Source organism: uncultured Bacteroides sp., assembly GCF_949298305.1.
Taxonomy (GTDB): Bacteria; Bacteroidota; Bacteroidia; order Bacteroidales; family Bacteroidaceae; genus Bacteroides.
The window spans coordinates 16748-35263 of sequence record NZ_CASFWU010000010.1 but is presented as its reverse complement, the minus strand read 5'-3'; the positions used below and the strand labels follow the sequence as shown (position 1 = coordinate 35263).

The 18516-nt window shown below is 57.6% G+C and carries 13 protein-coding genes; 5 read left to right on the top strand and 8 right to left on the bottom strand.

Annotated elements, in window-relative coordinates; translation table 11 throughout:
- Window positions 1-375 precede the first annotated feature (375 nt).
- Both Q1Y74_RS02410 and Q1Y74_RS02405 read right to left on the bottom strand, forming a co-directional pair.
- On the bottom strand, window positions 376-1968 hold the full coding sequence (locus tag Q1Y74_RS02410) for a TonB-dependent receptor (protein ID WP_300812121.1): 1593 nt from the start codon (window positions 1966-1968) through the stop codon (window positions 376-378).
- 169 nt (window positions 1969-2137) lie between these two features.
- Window positions 2138-3466, bottom strand: coding sequence for a hypothetical protein (locus Q1Y74_RS02405; protein ID WP_300812120.1), 1329 nt, complete (start codon window positions 3464-3466; stop codon window positions 2138-2140).
- Between the two features lie 263 nt (window positions 3467-3729).
- Between Q1Y74_RS02405 and prmA the strand changes: the two genes are divergently transcribed.
- Window positions 3730-4575 (top strand): 50S ribosomal protein L11 methyltransferase, encoded by an 846-nt coding sequence (gene prmA, locus Q1Y74_RS02400; RefSeq protein WP_300812119.1) that lies wholly within the window; start codon window positions 3730-3732, stop codon window positions 4573-4575.
- Between the two features lie 64 nt (window positions 4576-4639).
- Here prmA and Q1Y74_RS02395 read toward each other — a convergent pair whose 3' ends face one another.
- Entirely contained in the window at window positions 4640-5503 is an 864-nt protein-coding gene (locus Q1Y74_RS02395) for a glycoside hydrolase family 25 protein (RefSeq protein WP_300812118.1), read from the bottom strand.
- A gap of 214 nt (window positions 5504-5717) precedes the next feature.
- The gene (locus tag Q1Y74_RS02390) at window positions 5718-7364 is read right to left on the bottom strand and encodes a diphosphate--fructose-6-phosphate 1-phosphotransferase (RefSeq protein ID WP_300812117.1); all 1647 of its coding nucleotides are present in this window, start codon (window positions 7362-7364) and stop codon (window positions 5718-5720) included.
- Window positions 7365-7519: 155 nt separating this feature from the next.
- On the opposite strand from Q1Y74_RS02390, the gene Q1Y74_RS02385 reads away from it, so the two are divergent.
- Window positions 7520-8881, top strand: coding sequence for a DUF3667 domain-containing protein (locus Q1Y74_RS02385; RefSeq protein ID WP_300812116.1), 1362 nt, complete (start codon window positions 7520-7522; stop codon window positions 8879-8881).
- A 111-nt stretch (window positions 8882-8992) separates the two neighbouring features.
- Window positions 8993-10285, top strand: coding sequence for a DUF3667 domain-containing protein (locus tag Q1Y74_RS02380; protein ID WP_300812114.1), 1293 nt, complete (start codon window positions 8993-8995; stop codon window positions 10283-10285).
- Window positions 10286-10385: 100 nt separating this feature from the next.
- Here Q1Y74_RS02380 and Q1Y74_RS02375 read toward each other — a convergent pair whose 3' ends face one another.
- The 4 genes from Q1Y74_RS02375 to Q1Y74_RS02360 form a co-directional block, all read right to left on the bottom strand.
- On the bottom strand, window positions 10386-11036 hold the full coding sequence (locus Q1Y74_RS02375) for an HU family DNA-binding protein (protein ID WP_300812113.1): 651 nt from the start codon (window positions 11034-11036) through the stop codon (window positions 10386-10388).
- A gap of 310 nt (window positions 11037-11346) precedes the next feature.
- Complete coding sequence (locus tag Q1Y74_RS02370; RefSeq protein WP_300812149.1) at window positions 11347-12735, bottom strand: efflux transporter outer membrane subunit; 1389 nt, start codon at window positions 12733-12735, stop codon at window positions 11347-11349.
- Between the two features lie 140 nt (window positions 12736-12875).
- Window positions 12876-15983, bottom strand: a complete 3108-nt coding sequence (locus Q1Y74_RS02365) for a multidrug efflux RND transporter permease subunit (RefSeq protein ID WP_300812111.1) — start codon at window positions 15981-15983, stop codon at window positions 12876-12878.
- A gap of 25 nt (window positions 15984-16008) precedes the next feature.
- Window positions 16009-17205, bottom strand: a complete 1197-nt coding sequence (locus Q1Y74_RS02360; protein ID WP_300812110.1) for an efflux RND transporter periplasmic adaptor subunit — start codon at window positions 17203-17205, stop codon at window positions 16009-16011.
- A 443-nt stretch (window positions 17206-17648) separates the two neighbouring features.
- Between Q1Y74_RS02360 and Q1Y74_RS02355 the strand changes: the two genes are divergently transcribed.
- On the top strand, window positions 17649-17918 hold the full coding sequence (locus tag Q1Y74_RS02355; protein ID WP_300812109.1) for a hypothetical protein: 270 nt from the start codon (window positions 17649-17651) through the stop codon (window positions 17916-17918).
- Between the two features lie 2 nt (window positions 17919-17920).
- Entirely contained in the window at window positions 17921-18475 is a 555-nt protein-coding gene (locus Q1Y74_RS02350; protein ID WP_300812148.1) for a lysophospholipid acyltransferase family protein, read from the top strand.
- The last annotated feature ends 41 nt before the right edge of the window (window positions 18476-18516 follow it).

The window sequence follows — 18516 nt, the reverse complement described above, 5'->3', positions numbered from 1 at the left end:
TTGGATACCTTTGTTTTGGCACCCTCATATACACCTACGAACGGCAACTCGAACATGTCCCACATGAAACCAGGCGGACGCACCGCGGTGCGTCCCTACAGAGTGGGTGGAGGATGTAAACAAAGCCGGCTCCATATAAAACATGTAGGGACGCACCAAGGTGCGTCCGCACATACATCCATGAATACCGACAAGAACATACGGGCGGACGCACCGTGGTGCGTCCCTACAACGTGGGTGGAGAATGTAAACAAAGCCGGCTCCATATAAAACATGTAGGGACGCACCAAGGTGCGTCCGCACATGCATCCATGAATACCGACAAGAACATACGGACGGACGCACCGTGGTGCGTCCCTACAAAAAGGTCCGGCGTCAGAACCGCACGCCCAGCGTCAGCAGCACCTGGCTGCGCGTATTGGTGACCTTGGTCACCTCGGGAGTCTCGTAAACAATGCCTCCGCCTTCCGTATAGAAATTGGCAAAGGGATAGAAGTCCGACTTGTAGGACGAGAACTTATAGGCCAGGTCGGCATAGAACATCGAGCCACGGTAACCGATGCCAATCGTATAATTGTTCAGCGCCTTGGTATTGGCAAAGTCGGTATCCGTCTGGATGGAGTTGAAGGGAAGGTCCTTGAAAGCGTCGCTCTTGAAGAGGGCGGACTGGAAATTGTAGCCCGCACGGAAAGCAAACTGCGGAATCACCTTGTACTCCATGCCCACGCGGAACGTGCTTACCCCTTTCAGCATGGGCATGGCACTGTTTTCCCACTCAAAGTCGGAAGAGAAGCCTTCCGGGCTCTGGAACTCCATGGATGAATAGTCCTGATACTCATACTCGGCACCGAAGGCAAAGTTCTGTCCGACGGTGTAGCCCAGGCTGACGTTGTACGTCCAGGGCGTGCGCAGGCGGAAAGAGCGTACCATGTCTCCGCCGCCGGCCAACTCGGCGCGGGTATCCAGTTCCCACTGGTCGATGGTGCCCGTCTCGGCGTTCAGCACGTCCGAACTGATGTAGGCGCTGGTCCGATAGTCCAGGTTATAGAAAGTAGGCGTATGGACAGCAAAGCCGATACGCAGCGGAGAGGTCTCGAAAGGACGGACAATGGCACCCAGCTTCACGTCGAAGCCGCTGCCCTCAATCTTGTTCCAGCTCTGCAACGAGTACTTCTGCGGGGCATCTACGCCCGTATAGTTCTCGCCGTAGTAGGTGTACTTGTTATAGTTGACGGAATAGGCGCCGATGGTGACACCCAAGTAGATGCGGTCGCTGAGGTTGAACGAGAGGTTGAAGTCGTACTGGTCTACCCCGCCCCGCTCCTCGGAACGGAAGCTGGCATCGGCGTTGTTGTACATGCCCACGTAGTTGCCCTTGTCGTCGGCCGGGTCAATGACATATCCCTTATATCCGATGGCCGAAAGCCAGCCCACATTGGGGTCTTCAAACGGATAGTCGCCCCAGTTGGTGATGCCGAAATCGGGGATGCCCGAACCGCTGGCCTGCCAGGCCATCTGGTAGGTCTGCGAAAGGTTGCCCATGTTGCCTCCCATCTCCATGTTGCGGTAGAAGGACTTGGCACGCTTGTAGTTGAACCCGAAGTTCACATAGCGCAGGGTGGTGACATTGCCTATCTTGTTGGACCAGACAAGGCCGATGTTGTCAAAGTCGCCCCGCATGTTGTCGGCCGACCACTTGTTGCCCTGGAAAGAGCTCTCCGTGCCGTAGGCCGAGAGGCCGAAGGTAGTCACCAGGTCGTTGCTCCGGTAGATGCCGATGCCGGCCGGATTGGTGGCGATGGTGGAGATGTCTCCGCCCAACGCACTCATGGCTCCGCCCATACCGACAAAACGGGCAGTACCGTTCAAGTCTTTATTAGCTATCTGGGCTGCATCGTACACAGTCTGTGCACTCAACGGGACTGCCAGCAAAAGCGTCCCTACAGCCAACGTCAGTATTTTCTTCATATTTAAAGTCTGTTTAAACACCGCAAGCCCCATCTCCTGTCAGGAAGCAAAGTGCCGCCCGTCGTAGCGGGAAAGGAACGTTCCTTCTCCCACCCTGCCCGACACAGGACCTGGGCTTGCAGAGCTTGGGTTGTTATCATTCTACATGAATCTCAAATCAGGGCAACTGTCATCTTCTGCTGCGCGAAGCACCGCCGCCACCGCCCGACGAACGGGTAGAGCCGCCGCCCATGGAACCTCTGGAGGAACTGCCGCCGCCCGTGGAATAGCTGCGGGTGGTCGTGCTGCGCGACGAAGGTGTGTAGGAACGGTTACGGTTGCTGCTGTTTCCATTGGAATAGTTGCGGGTAGCGGACTGCGAACTGCCCCGGCTGTAGGTGGAAGCACCGCGTGTGCTGGTGCGACGGCCGCCTCCGGTGTAGACGGGAGTAGTGGCCGAACCGTTCTCACGGGTACCGGTATAGGTGGAGCCTGTACGGGTACTGCTCGGACGGGTATAGACGCTCCGGCGGGTGTCGGCGGCGTTGGTGCGGGATTCTGCTCCGGGCCTCGTAGCCGTTGAGCGGGTACCAACCACGCGCTTGGTGGCGCCACGGCTGTAAGTGGATGTTCCGGTAGAGCGGGTGGCACGGGTAGCTCCCGACGTTCCGCGTACGGCCGATGCGCCTCCCCGGCGTGCACCCGTGCTGTAAGAGCTCCGGACGCCGGCTGTGCTGCGGCGGGTATAGGTGTCGTAAACGGCAGGACGTCCTCCCCAGTAGCCGCCCGGATACCAGCCGGGATGATAATGATAGTGAGGACCCCACCAGCCGGCATACCAGCCGCCCCAGCCGAAGCCCCAGCTATAATAAGGATAGCCCCAGCCCGGACCGTACCAGCTGCTCCATCCCCAACCGTAGTAGGGATAGCCCCAGCCGTAGGAGCCCCAACGCCAATCCCACCACAAGCTGTTGCTGAACGTGGGGAAAGCATAGGCATAAAGACCGTCTGTATAGACATTCCACTCCCACGAGTTGAGTCCGTAGACAATGTCCCAATAATAAGGACTGCTGATGCTGACGGCAAAGCGCGGATTGCGGAAGCGGATGATGCGGGTGGCGTACTCATAGTCATCTGCCGAACCGTCGAAACCGTTCACCCATTCGCCGTCGAGGCCGTCGTAGGGCTTTTCGTCGATGAACAGCGTATCATTTTCCTGAGAGAATGCATAGTCGTCCGAGTCGTAACGCCGGTTGTACTCGTCCACGTCGCGGACATTGCCTTTCACGTCCCTCACGACCACGGTCGTCCCGCTCTTGCCGGAGGATACCACCGTCGTAGCAGGCGCGTTGGTCTTTACCACCACCGTCTCGCGGGCAGGAGTCTTCTTCACTTCCTCCTGCTTGGGCGTTTCCTTCTTCTTGGAAGGCACGTAGTAAAGGTCGTCCTCTATACTTTGCGCGGCGAGTGTCCAGGGAAGGCACAAGGCAAAAAGTGATAAAAAAACAATCTTTTTCATATTCGTAGGTTTTATAGATTTATAGAAATAATGTCTCTCGGCAGGCAGCGTACCGTCTGGCCGCTATACTTGCAGTGCGAAGATAGCCACGTAAAATGACCCGCCCGACAGATTTCCCCCAAAGTTTTTTAGGGAAATCCCTATTTCCCCACTCCGCAAAAAAAGGAAGACAAATGTTTGCACAGCCTCAGCTTTACCTTATCTTTGCACTACACAAGGATTACAGACATCTTTGGTTCTTAACCAACCATCAACAGACAGCCATGAAGTACTTAGAATTTATGTTCCGCACCGTCCCCTGCACGGAGACCGTCAACGACGTGCTTTCCGCCGTACTGGGGGAAGTGGGATTTGAGAGTTTCGTAGAGCAACCCGAAGGCATCGCCGCCTACATCCAGAAGAACCTCTATCAAGAAGAAGCGCTGGAGGCCGCCCTGGCCGACTTCCCCCTGCCCGACACGAAGATAAGCTACACCTGCGAGGAAGCGGAGGACAAGGACTGGAACGAGGAGTGGGAGAAGAACTTCTTCCAGCCCATCATCATCGGCGACCGCTGCGTGATACACAGCACCTTCCACCACGACGTGCCACAGGCGGAGTATGACATCATCATCAACCCGCAGATGGCGTTCGGCACAGGACACCACGAGACGACCAGCCTCATCATCAGCGAACTGCTGGACAACGACCTGCAAGGAAAGAACGTACTCGACATGGGGTGCGGCACTTCCATCCTGGCCATCCTGGCCCGCATGCGCGGTGCGGCTTCGTGTACCGCCATCGACATTGATGAATGGTGCGTGCGCAATTCGCTCGAGAACATCGCACTGAACCACCTGGACAACATCTCCGTCCACCAGGGCGACGCCTCCTCATTGGCCGACAAGGGGCCGTTCGACGTGGTGATAGCCAACATCAACCGCAACATCCTGCTGGCCGACATGAAGCATTACATTGCCCGCATGAAGCCGGGAGCGGAACTGTACATGAGCGGATTCTATACGGACGACATTCCCGCCATCCAAGACGAAGCCGAACAAAACGGGCTGTTCTTCGCACACCAACGGGAGCGCAACCATTGGGCAGCAGTGAAGTTTATCCGCTTTTAAGAAAGGGATCGAAACCTAGGAGAAAGAAAGATACGGGTAAAGAGAGGAGGCAGGCGGAGAATGGTCAGGGCAAGGTCATGCCCACCAGCTCTTCCAGCGTGCCGTTGAACACGTTCAGGTCCACGTCCTCCTCGATGCCCGGCACCTGCCCCACATCCGTGTGCTGCCAGAAGTGCCACGGACCCGTGTAGCGAACGGAGTCCACGTAATAATGGGCAATCCAATAGGGATAGGTATTGAAAATGGAATCGTTCAGATAACGTTCCTTGAACTTGTAGGAGGCATAGAGAATGGGCTTAACGCCGTAATGGGCCTCCACCCTGTCCAGCCAGGTCTTGACGCTTTTCTGCAACTCGCTCACCGACTTGCGCCCGGTAGTCTCCACATCGAGCACGGGAGGCAAGTCACCTTTCGTCAGACGGACGGTACGGATGAAGAAATCGGCCTGCTTGACAGGATCTGTCTGCGGAATGAAGAAATGATAGGCTCCACGAATCAGGCCGTGACGATGGGCCAGGTCGAAATTGTGAGCAAACTTGTCGTCGCCGTAGTCACCTCCCTCGGTGGCTTTCATGAATACGAACTGAATGGGGAAGTCCGCGCTGCGGCTGTTCACCAATTTTCCCCAGTCGATGTCTCCCTGATAGTGGGAAATGTCGATGCCATGCACCTCGTAATTGCAGGGCATGCACACTCCGTAGAACCGCTGTCCATGGCAGGGTTTCCACCGATAGGCGTAGGGACGGACAAAGAACCAATAGAATCCGGCCGAAAAGACCAGAATGATGGCCACGGCCAGCACATTGCGCAGCCAGACGGACATGGAGCGGGAAGGCTGCTGCTTCTTCCGGCCCGAGGGACGCTTGGCAGCAGTGGCGGTTCGTTTGGCCGACTTGCGCTGGGGCTTGGGGGTATTCTTTGTCATCATATCCATTCAATGTCATTCCGGCTTTCCACCGTCGGGTGGAGCCGCTTGTATTCAAAAGAAGAGGATACGCCAAAACCCATTCATGCGCGGTTTTGACACATCCTCCTTTTTCCTTATATATTCCTTATATATAGATTGCCTCGCCGGCGGAGGCCGACGGCTGTGTGCCGCCGGGCCGCAGGCTCAGACTTTGTTGCAGACGCAATGCCTCTTCTTATTTGGCCTGCTCCAGCTGCAAGGTCTTGGTAGGCTGGTCGCAAACTTCAGTAGGACCGAAGTACTGGATAGGACCGGGATAAACGTAAGCCGTTTCCTTGGCCCATACGTCGCGCTGTGCGGCAAATGCCTTGAAGGGCGCACCGTCCAGCTTCACCAGAGCCTTCTGGATAACGGGCTTCATCTCGCCGTGACGGCGCTCCATGTTCATCATCATGGTGATGGGCACACCGCCTGCAATCCATTCGTCGGCAGGAGCAGTCGTGTTGCGCACGGATGACATGTAGCCAGTCTTGCCGTTGGCAATCAGCGAAGCGGCTGTGTAGCCCAGTGAGTAGCAGTAGTCGGCATCGAAGTTGGACGGAGCGGCGCAACGGCCTTCGTAGCCGAAGAAGTGGTGCTGCGAAGCGAACTTGCCTACGAACTTGCCTTCTTCCTTCCACTGTGCCAGCTTGGTGGCTACCATTTCGGAGAGCAGCTTCTCGGTCTCGATGAGCGATACCTGTACGTTTCCGTGCGGGTCGCGGTCCAGTGTCAGCTGACGTGCCACGCTTTCGGGCAGGCTGGCGTAGATAGCGGAGTTCTCGGCAGAGAGCTTGCTGATGATATAGTCGCGTTGGTGAGACTTCTTGATGTGGGCAAACTCGTCGGCGTTGGCAGCCAGGAAGTCGTTCAGTTCGGCGATGAGGCGCTTCATGGCGGGGATGAACTCAATCAGACCCTCGGGGATGAGCACCGTACCGAAGTTGTTGCCTTCTGCGGCGCGGGCAGCGACGGCCTGAGCAATGTAGGTCACTACGTCGTCCAAAGACATGTCCTTGGCCTCCACCTCTTCCGATACGATACAGATGTTGGGCTGTACTTGCAAAGCACACTCAAGGGCGATGTGGGAAGCCGAGCGACCCATCAGCTTGATGAAGTGCCAGTACTTGCGGGCGGAGTTGCAGTCGCGCTGGATATTGCCGATGACTTCAGAGTAAGTCTTGCAGGCCGTATCGAAGCCGAAGCTGGTCTCAATCATTTCGTTCTTCAGGTCGCCGTCGATGGTCTTGGGGCAGCCAATGACCTGTACGCCGTAGTTCTTGGCAGCGTAGTATTCGGCCAGCACGCAGGCGTTGGTGTTGGAGTCGTCGCCGCCGATGATGACCAGCGCCTTGATGCCCAGTTCCTTCAGGATTTCATATCCCTTCTCGAACTGCTCTTCCTTCTCCAGTTTGGTACGGCCCGAGCCGATGATGTCGAAGCCGCCGGTGTTGCGGTATTCGTCAATGATGTCGGCTGTCAGTTCCATGTAGTTATGGTCTACCAGGCCGCCGGGGCCCAGGATGAAGCCGTAGAGCTTGCTGTCCTTGTTCAGTTTCTTGATGCCGTCAAAGAGGCCGGAGATTACATTGTGACCACCAGGAGCCTGACCGCCCGAGAGGATGACACCCACGTTGATAGCGGGGAAGCTGACAGCTTCGTCGGTAGCCTCGAACTTGATGAGAGGCATTCCGTAGGTGTTGGGAAACAGTTTCTTGATTTCTTCCTGATCGGCCACAGACTGGGTGGCGGCGCCGCATACGGCCTTCACGTTGCCCTTCAGCGCTTTCGGAAGTTTGGGCTGGTAGGCAGCCCTTGCAATTTGCAATGCACTTTTTGTCATAATGTATTTATTGTTTAAAGGTATTAAAAATACTCCTGCATTAACGCAGCGCAAATTTCGCTTTTTTCTTGTAGACTGCATAACTTTTTTAAGCAAAACCTAAGCAACTATCACATTTTTTATATTTTTGCGGCCGATTTGACATACGTACGACTATGCTGAGAGATTGGAAAGAACGCCTGCGGGCACGGTCGCGGCGCGTGCGGCGAAAGATTGAGCTGATGCGCCTGCGGAGAATACGCAAGAAGAGGACACCGAAATATACACACTGCAAGAACTGCGGGACGACACTCGAGGGCATGTACTGCCACCGTTGCGGGCAGTATGCGCTGGACGTGGAGCAGCCCTTCTGGAAGTACGTGCGCCAGTACTTCGAGAACGTCTACCAGTTCGACACCAAGATAGGACGCACGCTGTGGTATATGTTCACCCGTCCGGGATTCCTCACCGCCGAGTTCAACGCGGGCAAAATCAACTCCTACGTCCACCCCTTCCGCCTCTACATGTGCATCTCGGTGGTGTTCTTCGCCGTGTTCTTCATGCTGGTGGGCGAGCGGGCGGGCGACTTCAACGCACTGACCGACGGACGGCTGCGCCGCAGCATCGTGGAGCAGGTGAAGCAGAGCGGCAACCGGGACGGAGAACAGGCCGACACCACGGTCTATCTCTACCAAGTACCCGGGCTGGTGAAGACCCTCAAGCTGCGCTTCGGCGTGGAAGACGCGGACAGCCTCGTGCGCTTCCAGCCCGTCGACGACCTCTACGGACTGGCGCGCACCACTCTGCCCCGCCTGCTGGTGGACTCCTGCTTTAAGCAGACCGACATCCTGCCGCAGGACTGGGACTACATCCGGAAGGTGCGTGCCCTGAAGAACCTGAACATAGAGAACTGGATAGACGGCAAGGATTACGGTCCCGACAACGCAGCAGCCATCAGAGCCTTCCGGGTTGACAGCATACGTACCGGAAACGACAGCCTCGTATTGCAACCGCAAAAAGTCTATATCTGGACCGACGACGTGAAGAAAGACGCCGAAGCTGATACCCTGCAAAAGGAGCAGTTCACCAACGACATTATAGCAGGCCTTTCCAAATGGACACCTTTCTATATGATGTTCCTCCTGCCTCTTTTTGCAGCCATGCTGAAGCTCTTCTATGCCCGCAAGCGGATGCCCTACATGTGGCACTTCGTCCACGCCATCCACCTGAACACGGTCTTCCTCATCCTGATTTGCATTCCGCTGGTGCCGCTCTTCGCCTACGGCATCGACGACCTGGTGGCTGCCGGACAGACGCTCAACACGGTGCAGCTGAACTCCCTGCGCATCACTCTCACAGGCTTTCCCGTGGCCCTGTTCCTCTACATGCTCGTGTCCTTCCGCACGGTCTACCGCCAGGGCTGGGTGAAGACGACGGTGAAAGCGGTGCTGTTCTACGTGCTGTTCAGCGCCATAGCGTCGCTGCTGGCCGCCACGCTGCTGATATGGCTGCTGGCGGCGGAGGCGGAGGCGATATAAGGAGCCTCACCCCCCTACCCCCTCTCCCGTAGAGAGGGGGAGGGATAGAACAGACGGAGAGAAGATAGAATAGATAAGACAGATAACTAAGATAATGACAGGAAGAAGACAATGATGATACGAAAGCTATACGACCGGATTAGAAAGGAAAAGAAGAAGGAAACGGAGAAGAAGGACACATCCACTCTCCCCCTCTCTACGGGAGAGGGGGCCGGGGAGGTGAGGCCCTACACCCACTGCATGAACTGCGGAACGACGCTGAAGGGCATGTACTGCCACCAGTGCGGGCAATACGCACTGGACATCCACCAGCCCATGTGGAAATACGTCCGCCAGTACTTCGAGAACATGTACCAGTTCGACGGCAAGGTGTGGATGACGCTGCGCCTGCTGTTCTCCCGCCCGGGCTTCCTGACGAACGAGTTCAACGACGGCAAAATCAACTCCTACGTACACCCCTTCCGGCTCTACATGTTCATCTCCGTGCTGTTCTTCACCTTCTTCTTCATGGCCGCCGAGCGGAGCACCGGACGGGCGCTGCTGACGATGGCGGGAGAGCAGATTCCCGACACGGTGATAGGTATGCTGCAAAGAGCGGACGCAGACGCGCTGCCGGACACGACCGTCTACGCCTACAACATGGAGACGCTGCGCAAGGTGCTGGACGCACGCGGGGCGCAACGGGCCGACAGCCTCGTCCGCCTGCACTACGAGGAGCGCGGCGACGAGCTGAACCGGGTCACCCTCCCGCGGGCGCTCTTCGACGCCTGCCTGAAGCGCACCGACATCCACGAGGAGAACCAGACCGAGGCCAAGGTCCTGAGGCGCACGGCACAGCTGGGCGAGATGGACGAGGAAGAGCTCTTCTACCACGACATGCCCACGGACTCGCTGACGGGACGCATCACGGCCGACGCGTACGACTGGATGACGAACATCGACCAGACCGACCGTCTCCACCAGCAGGCCACGGCATCGTTCGTCCTGGGGCAGCTGTCCAAGTGGACGCCCATGTTCCTCATGTTCCTCCTGCCTGTGCAGGCGCTGCTGTTCAAGCTCTTCTATCCGCGCCGACGCTACATGGAGCACTTCGCCCACGCCACCCACCTGAGCAGCCTCCTGCTGGTGCTGATGGCCGTGCCCGCAGGCATCCTGCTCTGGGAGTTCAACCGTGTAAGCTATAACAACGTCGTCACCAACCCCGTGGAAGACGCCTTCATCTTCCTCTCGCCGCTGGCGCTGATGCTCTACCAGCTCGTGTCCATGCACACCGTCTACCGCGAGGGCTGGGGCAAGACCACGGCCAAATGCCTGCTCATGCTCTTCCTCTTCAACCTGCTGGCGCTCGGCCTCGCCGCCGCGCTCATCCTGTGGCTGGCGGCCAAGGCGATGGGGAGGATTTGAAAGACTGAACCCGACAGTCCCCCTACAGCCTCACCCCCCGGCCCCCTCTCCCGTAGAGAGGGGGGGGGAGCGCGCGGTGCATTCTAACTGCTCCCCCTCTCTACGGGAGAGGGGGTTGGGGGGTGAGGCTCCTCCACCTCTTCATCGCCCCCTTCCCCACACCCCGGATGCCCGTCACCTCGGGCTGTGCCTCCCAGCGGCGCAGCTCGCGGCTGGCCTTGTTCTTCAACAGGCCGGTCAGGGCACAATACTGCCAGAGGGCCATCTCTTCGTGAGTCTGCAGGAATTCGCGGGCCAGGGCGAGGCGCTCGGCCTCGGTGTAGCGCGTGGACGAACGCTCGAACTTGCGCTCCGACCGCTCCAGGCGGCAGGTGCAGTTCATCTCCCTGAGCCAGCGCTTGTCCGGCTTGAAGTTCACGCCCCCCACTTCTATGCTCTGCGCGTTACGCCTCTGCTCGCCCTCGGCGCCCGTCTCGCGCTTGCGTCCCTTCTTCAGGCGGAGCGAGAGGCTGAAGCTACCGAAGCCGTCGAGGCTGACCGAGTAGCCCCGCGCCATGCACTGCCCCAGGTGGCGGAACACCATGTCGAGCACGGCGCGCGCCTCGGCGGGATTGTAGGTGGTGTACTGCACGGCCTGCCGCACCAGCTCGTCCGTCGAGAGGTGTCCGGCGATGCGCATACGCGGAAAATAAACGGTGGAGTCTCCCTCCTTCTGCGGCAGGTTAGACGCCTGCATTTCATACTTTGCCATACGATTGTCCGGTTTTAAGTGGTTAGCACTGCAGCCCCCCCGATTCATGCCTGCGAAAAGTGGTCTTCACGGCATCAGATTCTCAGGTATCCCCCTGCGAAAAAGTGCGGAGAAAGGCAGGAAATCCTCGTGTCAAGGCTGGACACAGTCGTGTCAAGACTTGCCACAGCTGTGTCAAAGCTGGACATATCTGTGTCAAGGCTAAAGATAAGATTTTTCTGCCGGACTGGCAAAAAAAACCTGCCGTGATAACATCTTTTATCACGGCAGGAGGGAAACTTTCGGTCGGCATGACGGCGGGATGGAGGGCTCACTCCCATCCCCCGCCGAGGGCCTTGTAGAGGTTGACCATGGTGATGCGCTTGTCGCGTATGGCGTAGCTGAGGCTGAGCTGTGCCTCGAAGTAGGTACGCTGCGCGTCGAGCAGGTCCATGTAGCCGATGGCGCCGTTGACGTATTGCAGTTCGGCCAGGTCCAGGGTGGACTTTGCCGACTGCTCCAGGCGCAGGCGGGTGTCGTAGATGTCCTTTATCTTGTTGAACTCGGTGATGGCGTTGTAGGCATCCTTCAGGGCGCTGAGCACGGCCTTCTCATAGGCGTAGGCGGCGCGCTCGCAGGCGGCCTTCTTCGCCTTGAGGCGGGCGCGGTTCTTGCCCATGGCGAAGATGGGCTGCAGCAGTGCGCCGCTGAGGAGGTGGTAGGGCGACTTGAGGATGTCTTCCAGCTCCTCGCTCTCGGCGCCCAGGTGGGCGGTCAGGGTGATGCTGGGGAAGAGGCTCGTGTAGGCCACACCGACTTCGGCCGTGGCGGCTATGAGGTTCTGCTCGGCCTGGCGGACGTCGGGGCGGCGCTCCAGGAGTGCCGACGGCAGGCCGACGGGGAGGTTGTCGGGCAGGACGATGTCCACGGTGGACGGCGTGCGGCGGATGCCGTGCGGATACTCGCCGGTGAGGAACGAGAGTTCGTTCTCCTTCAGCGTAATCTTGCGCTCCAGGTCGGGCACGAGGGTGACCGTCTTGGCCAGCTCCACCTGCGCCTGGCGGAAGGGAATCTCGGAGATGAGTCCGCCCTCGTAACGCAGGCGCACCAGGTGCAGGCTCTCGCGGCGGGCCTCCACGGTCTGGCGGACGATGGCCAGCTCGTTGTCCAGGGCCACGAGCTCGAAGTAGGCTTGTGCCACCTGCGCCACGAGGCTCATCTGCAGGGCGCGCCGGCTCTCGATGCTGCCTACGAACTCGGCCACACTGGCGTCCTTGGCCCAGCGGAGCTTGCCCCACAGGTCAAGCTCCCAAGAGACGACGGCCTTGAGGTCGAACTGGTTGTCGGGGCTGTAGGCGTCGCCTCCGTAGTTGTCTGCCTCCTTCTCGGCATAGCCGCGGAAGTTGACGGAAGGGAACAGGTTGGCAAAGTCAATGCGCTTCATGGCCGCCAGCTCCTTGACGCGGGCAGCGGCCATCTGCATGTCCTTGTTGTAGACAAGGGTGCGGCGGATGAGGTCCTGCAGGAGCGTGTCAGCGTAGAGCCAGTCCCAAGGATAGTCGGCAAAACAAAGGGTGTCGGCATGGAGGGTATCGGCATGAGCCGAATCCTGCAACGAAACGGGCAAATCCAGCTGCGGGCGGGTATAGTGCTTGCCCAACTGACAACCCGAGAGCAGCAGCAGGACAGCGGCCAGCAAGCCTATCAAAGAGGGGCGCATCCCCCACTCCCTACGCTGGCGGAGGAAGCCGGGACGTGCCTCAGGATTATGAAGAATTAACGAAACAGACTGTATGGTGTGTGTCATAATCAATACCTATTAATATATAATGTATGTCGTTCTGTCTTGAATCTTGGAAATCAGGAACGGATTTTCTTAAGTTTGTTCTTGGCCTTGTAAATCATCACAAAGAAGAAAGGTACGAGGACAATGCCCACCGTGACGGCCACAATCATGCCGAAGAACACACCCGTGCCGATGGCCTGACGGCTGGCAGAGCCCGGTCCGCTGGCAATGACCATAGGCAACATGCCCAAAATAAAGGCCAGCGAAGTCATCAGGATGGGTCGGAAGCGCAGGTGGGAAGCGTGCAGGGCGGCCTCGACCACATCTTTGCCCGCGTCGGCCTCGTCCTTGGCGAACTCAACGATGAGGATGGCGTTCTTGGCTGCCAGTCCGACAAGCATCACCAGACCAATCTGGAAGTAAGTATCGTTCTCCAATCCGCAAATGGAGACACCCATGTAGGCACCCAAAGCGGCAACAGGCAGCGAGAGCAACACGGCGATAGGAATGCTCCAGCTCTCATAGAGTGCAGCCAGGAACAGGAACACGAAGAGGAACACCAACGTCAGGATGAGTCCCGTCTGGCCTCCGGCCTGCTTCTCCTGGTAAGACAGACCGCTCCATTCCACACCGATGTTGTCCGGCAGGCGGTCGCGCGCAATCTGCTCCATCAGGTCCATGGCCTGGCCCGAGCTGTAGCCCTGGGCGGCGGTACCGCGTATGACGGCGGTGCTGAACATGTTGAACCGCTTGATGCTGCCCGGGCCGGTGGTGTACTCGGTGGTTCCCAGCGCGGTCAGGGGTATCATGGCTCCGTTGCTTCCGCGGACAAAGAAGAGGTTGATGTTGTCCCGGTGCTCGCGGTAGGATGCCTCGGCCTGCAGGTAGACACGATAGATGCGGTTGAACATGTTGAAGTCGTTCACGTAGACCGAGCCCGTATAGGCTTTCACCGTAGAGAACACGTCGGCCATGGGGACGCCCAGCATCTTCACCTTGTCGCGGTCCACGTCGAAGTACAGCTGCGGTATCTCGGCCTGGAGCGAGGACGAGAGGCTGCTCAGCTCCTTGCGCTGCGAGGCGTAGAACATCAGCGTGTCAGCAGCCTGCACCAGGTTCTCGTAGGTGGCCTCGCCGCGCGCCTCAAGCTGCATCTCGAAGCCGCCGGACGTACCCAGGCCGGGGATGACGGGCGGCGTGGAGAGGTAGACCTTGCACTCGGGGTACTCGGTGAACTCGCGGTTCACCTTGTCCATGATGGCGTCAATGGTGGTGTCGTCGCGCTCGCCCCACTCCTTCAGGATGACGGTGAGCTGGCTGCGAGCCTGACTGGTGCCTACGCGGGGACTGGTACCCGTGACGTTCTGTACGTATTCCACTTCGGGCTGATCCATCAGGAAAGCGATGGCGCGGTCTGTCACGGCGCGCGTCCGCTCCAGCGTGGTGCCTTCGGGCAACTCCAGTTCGACGGTGAAGTAGCCCTGGTCCTCGACGGGAAGGAAGCTGGTCGGTATCAGGCGGTAGAACACGAAAATGAGCACCAGCACCATGCCGAAGCCGGCCATCACCCGGCGCGGATGCTTGATGACATGCTTGATGGCGCCTACGTATTTATGGTTGCCCAGGTCGAGCCAGCGGTTGATGGCGCGGAACACGCGGTTCTTGGGTTTGTTGGGGTCGGAAGGCTTCAGGATGAGCGAACACATCACAGGGCTCAGCGTAAGGGCCACGACGGTAGATAGAAGCACGGACACCGCGATGGTGACGCTGAACTGGCGGTACAGCTGCCCCGTAATGCCCGAGAGGAAGCTCACGGGCACGAACACCGCCGCCAGTACAAGCGAGGTGGCTATCAGCGCACCCGTCAATCCGTCCATGGCCTTCTTGGTGGCGTCGTAGGCACTCAGGTGCTCTTCCTCCATGATGCGCTCCACGTTCTCCACCACCACGATGGCGTCGTCCACCACCAGACCGATGGCCAGCACCAGTCCGAGCAGGGTCAGGATGTTGAGCGAGAAGCCGAAGATGAGCATGAACCCGAAAGTACCGATGAGCGAGATGGGCACCGCCACAATGGGGATGACCGTGGCCCGCCAGCTCTGCAAGGAGAGGAACACCACCACAATCACGAGGAAGAGAGCCTCGAACAGTGTCTTGTACACCTCGTGGATGGACTCGGAGATGTAAGTGGTCATGTCGAAGGGGAAGTTGTAGGACAGCCCTTCGGGGAAGTTCTTGCTGATTTCCGCCATCGTCTCCTTCACGTTCTCGGCCACCTCCATGGCGTTGGCACCCGGCAGCATGTAAATGCCCAGCACGGCCGCGTTGCCGCCGTTGATACCGCTCTCGGTGTTGTACGACTGCGCCTCGAGCGACACACGCGCCACGTCTCGCAGGCGAATGAGTGAGCCGTCGGCATTGGCACGGAGCACAATCTCCTCAAACTCGGCGGCGCTGGACAGACGTCCCTGCGCCGTGATGGGGATGGTGATGTCCAGTCCCGTCACCGGCTGCTGTCCCAGTACGCCTGCCGCCGACTCGCGGTTCTGGTCCTTCAGGGCGTTCTGCACGTCCTGCACGGTCAGGCCGAAGTTGGCCAGGCGGGCGGGGTCCACCCAAATCTGCATGGCATAGTAGCGGCTGCCGATGTTGGACACACGACCCACGCCGGGAATACGACGCAAGAGGTCGAGCACATTGATGGTGGCAAAGTTACTCAGATAGATTTCGTCGAACTTGGGGTCATCCGAGGTCAGACAGAGGGTCATCAGCTGACTGGCGGCCTGCTTCTCGATTTCGATGCCGTTCTGCACCACCTCGGCGGGCAGTCGCGACTCGGCCAGCTTGATGCGGTTCTGAATTTCCACAGCGGCCAGGTCGGGGTCGGCGGAGATATCGAACGTCACTGTAGCCGAAAAGCCACCCGAATTGGAACTGTTGGACTCCATGTAGAGCATGCCCGGCGTACCGTTCAACTCCTGTTCGATGGGAGTTGCCACAGCCTGCGAGACGGTCAGCGCACTGGCACCCGGATAGGAAGCGCTGATTTTCACCACGGGCGGAGTAATCTGGGGATACTGGTCAATGGGAAGCATCGTCAGGCCGATGACACCCACAATGACTATCAATATGGATATGACGGCCGAAAAGACCGGCCTGTCTATAAAGAAACTAACTTTCATGCTGTTGGGTTCTGCGTTTGGGTGTTTACGACTTCTTGTTTTCTTCCTCTTCCTTGCCGACGGCTTCGCCAATCCGCACCTTGATGCCCGGGCTCAACTTGTGGTAGCCTTCGCTCACCACCATCTCGCCAGCCACCAAGCCACGTTCAACCACGACATTGTTGCCGAACTCGGGCCCCAGTTCGATGAAGCGGCGTTCTACCGTAGAGTCGCGGCGCATCACAAACACGTAGGCACCACCTTTTTCAATAATCAGTGCCTTCTGAGGAATGACCGTTGCCCGTTCAAGCACGTCGAGCAACAGACGCACCTTCGTAAACTGTCCAGGCAGCAACACGCGGTCGGGATTGGGCATCTCGGCACGCACGGAGAAAGTACCCGTCTTGGGGTCCACCTGAGGCTCGGCAAAGTCCACCAGCCCCTTGAAGGGATAAATGCTGTTATCGGGCAGGGTGATGGTAACGGTGGGCTGCCAGGAGCGTGTGGAGTCCTTCTGCCCCAGCGTCACGTTGCGTTCCTTACTCTTCAGATAGTCCAGCGCCGTCATGCTGAAATCCACCAGCACGGTGTCACTCTTGACAACAGTGGCAAGCAACGATTTACCGGCCGTGCCGACCAGTGTACCCAAATCGACATAGCGCTCGCTGATGTGTCCCGATATCGGCGACCGCACCCACGTATAACCCAATTCCTGCTCAGCCTGGTCGAGGTCGGCCTGGCTCATACCCATGCTGGCCACCGCCGTCTCGTAGGCGGCAATGGCATTGTCCAGGTCGAGCTGGCTGGCCGCATTCTGCTCGAACAGCGGGCGGATACGTTCCAGGTCGCGCTTCGTCTTGCGCACCGAGGCCGAATCCTTGCGGAGCTGCGCCCGCGCCTTGTCGGCCTTGGCACGATATTGCCGCGGGTCAATGACAAACAAGACCTGATTCTTGTTCACGTAGGTACCTTCGGCAAACTCCATGCTCTCAAGGAAGCCCTCCACACGGGCACGCACCTCGACAAACTGCTGCGCGCGGATGCGCCCTACATAATCTCCATAAATCTCCACATCTTCCGTTCCGGCAGGTTCCACCACTACGATGGGAGCTTGCGGCTGAACTTTCTTGGGCCATGTCCAGATGATATACACGGCAAGCAACACGACCATACAGGCCAACATTCCTATCAGCCTTTTCTTCTTCAGCTTCAGTTCTCTTTTTGATGTAAAAAATAGTTTCATGCTTGTTTGTTGATTAAATTTTACCCTGATTTTCATTAGTATCAGACAATTATAGTGCCAAGAAGCCACAATCTGCGTGCAAAGGTACACAAATATCTCGCTATCAACAAATAGAGGGACAAAAACCGCGTTTCTTTCACCCATAAAGTCCACAGACTGAGTGTAGAAATTCCACAAGAAAGTGTAGAAAAAATCCACAGGCAACCCATACCTGCTCCACACCCGTCAGGTTTCCTCCACCGGCCGGCCATCCGCCCACTTTCCGCCCGTCTCAAAGCTTTTTACCTGTTTGTTGCCGTTATTCGCCGAAAATATATTATCTTTACCGACACTAAAGCAGATAATCAAACCAGACAGACGGCTTCTGACTCCGCCAAAGCCTCAAGGCACAAACGGACACAAAGGCCGGAAGAGGTTAGTATTCACTTAAATAAAATGTAATTATGGCAAGCAGAAAAGCACTGAAAAAGAACGTGAACTACATCATGGGAGAACTGTTTATGGAATGCCTCGTACAGAGTCTTTATGTGCCCGGAACCGACAAAAAGAAAGCAGACGAACTGATGGGCAAAATTCTGGGAGTACAGGACGAGTTCATCAGCCGCATCAGCCATACCGAACCCGGCAACGTGAAGGGTTTCTACAAGAAGTTCCATTCTGATTTCAACGCTAAAGTAGACGAAATCATCGAAGCAATCGGCCAGCTAAAATGAGCATAAAGAAAACCCTTTGCAGCTTTATTTATCATCGCCTGCTGGGCTGGAAGTACCGTGTGACGGTGCCGAACTACGACAAGTGCGTGATTTGTGCGGCACCTCACACCTCCAACTGGGACCTGCTCATCGGCAAACTTTTCTATGGTGCAGTGGGTGGAAAAACCAGCTTTATGATGAAAAAGGAATGGTTCTTCTTCCCCTTAGGCCCCATCTTCAAGGCTATGGGCGGCATCCCCGTAGACCGCAAACGGAAGACATCACTGGTAGACCAAATGGCTGAACGCTTTGCACGAAGCAAGCACTTCCACCTGGCCATCACACCCGAAGCCACGCGTAAAGCCAATCCCAACTGGAAGCTGGGATTCTATTACATAGCCTTGAAAGCGCAGGTACCCATTGCCCTGATAGGCATCGACTATCCGTCCAAGACCATTACCGCCGGAGACGCATTCGTGCCGACGGGAAACGTGGAGAAGGACATGCGCCGAATCAAGCTGTATTTCAAGAACTTCAGAGGGAAACATCCCAACAACTTCGCACTGGGCGACTATTGACGGACTTATCTCTGCCCGGAAACGCGCCCAGCTTTCGTTTC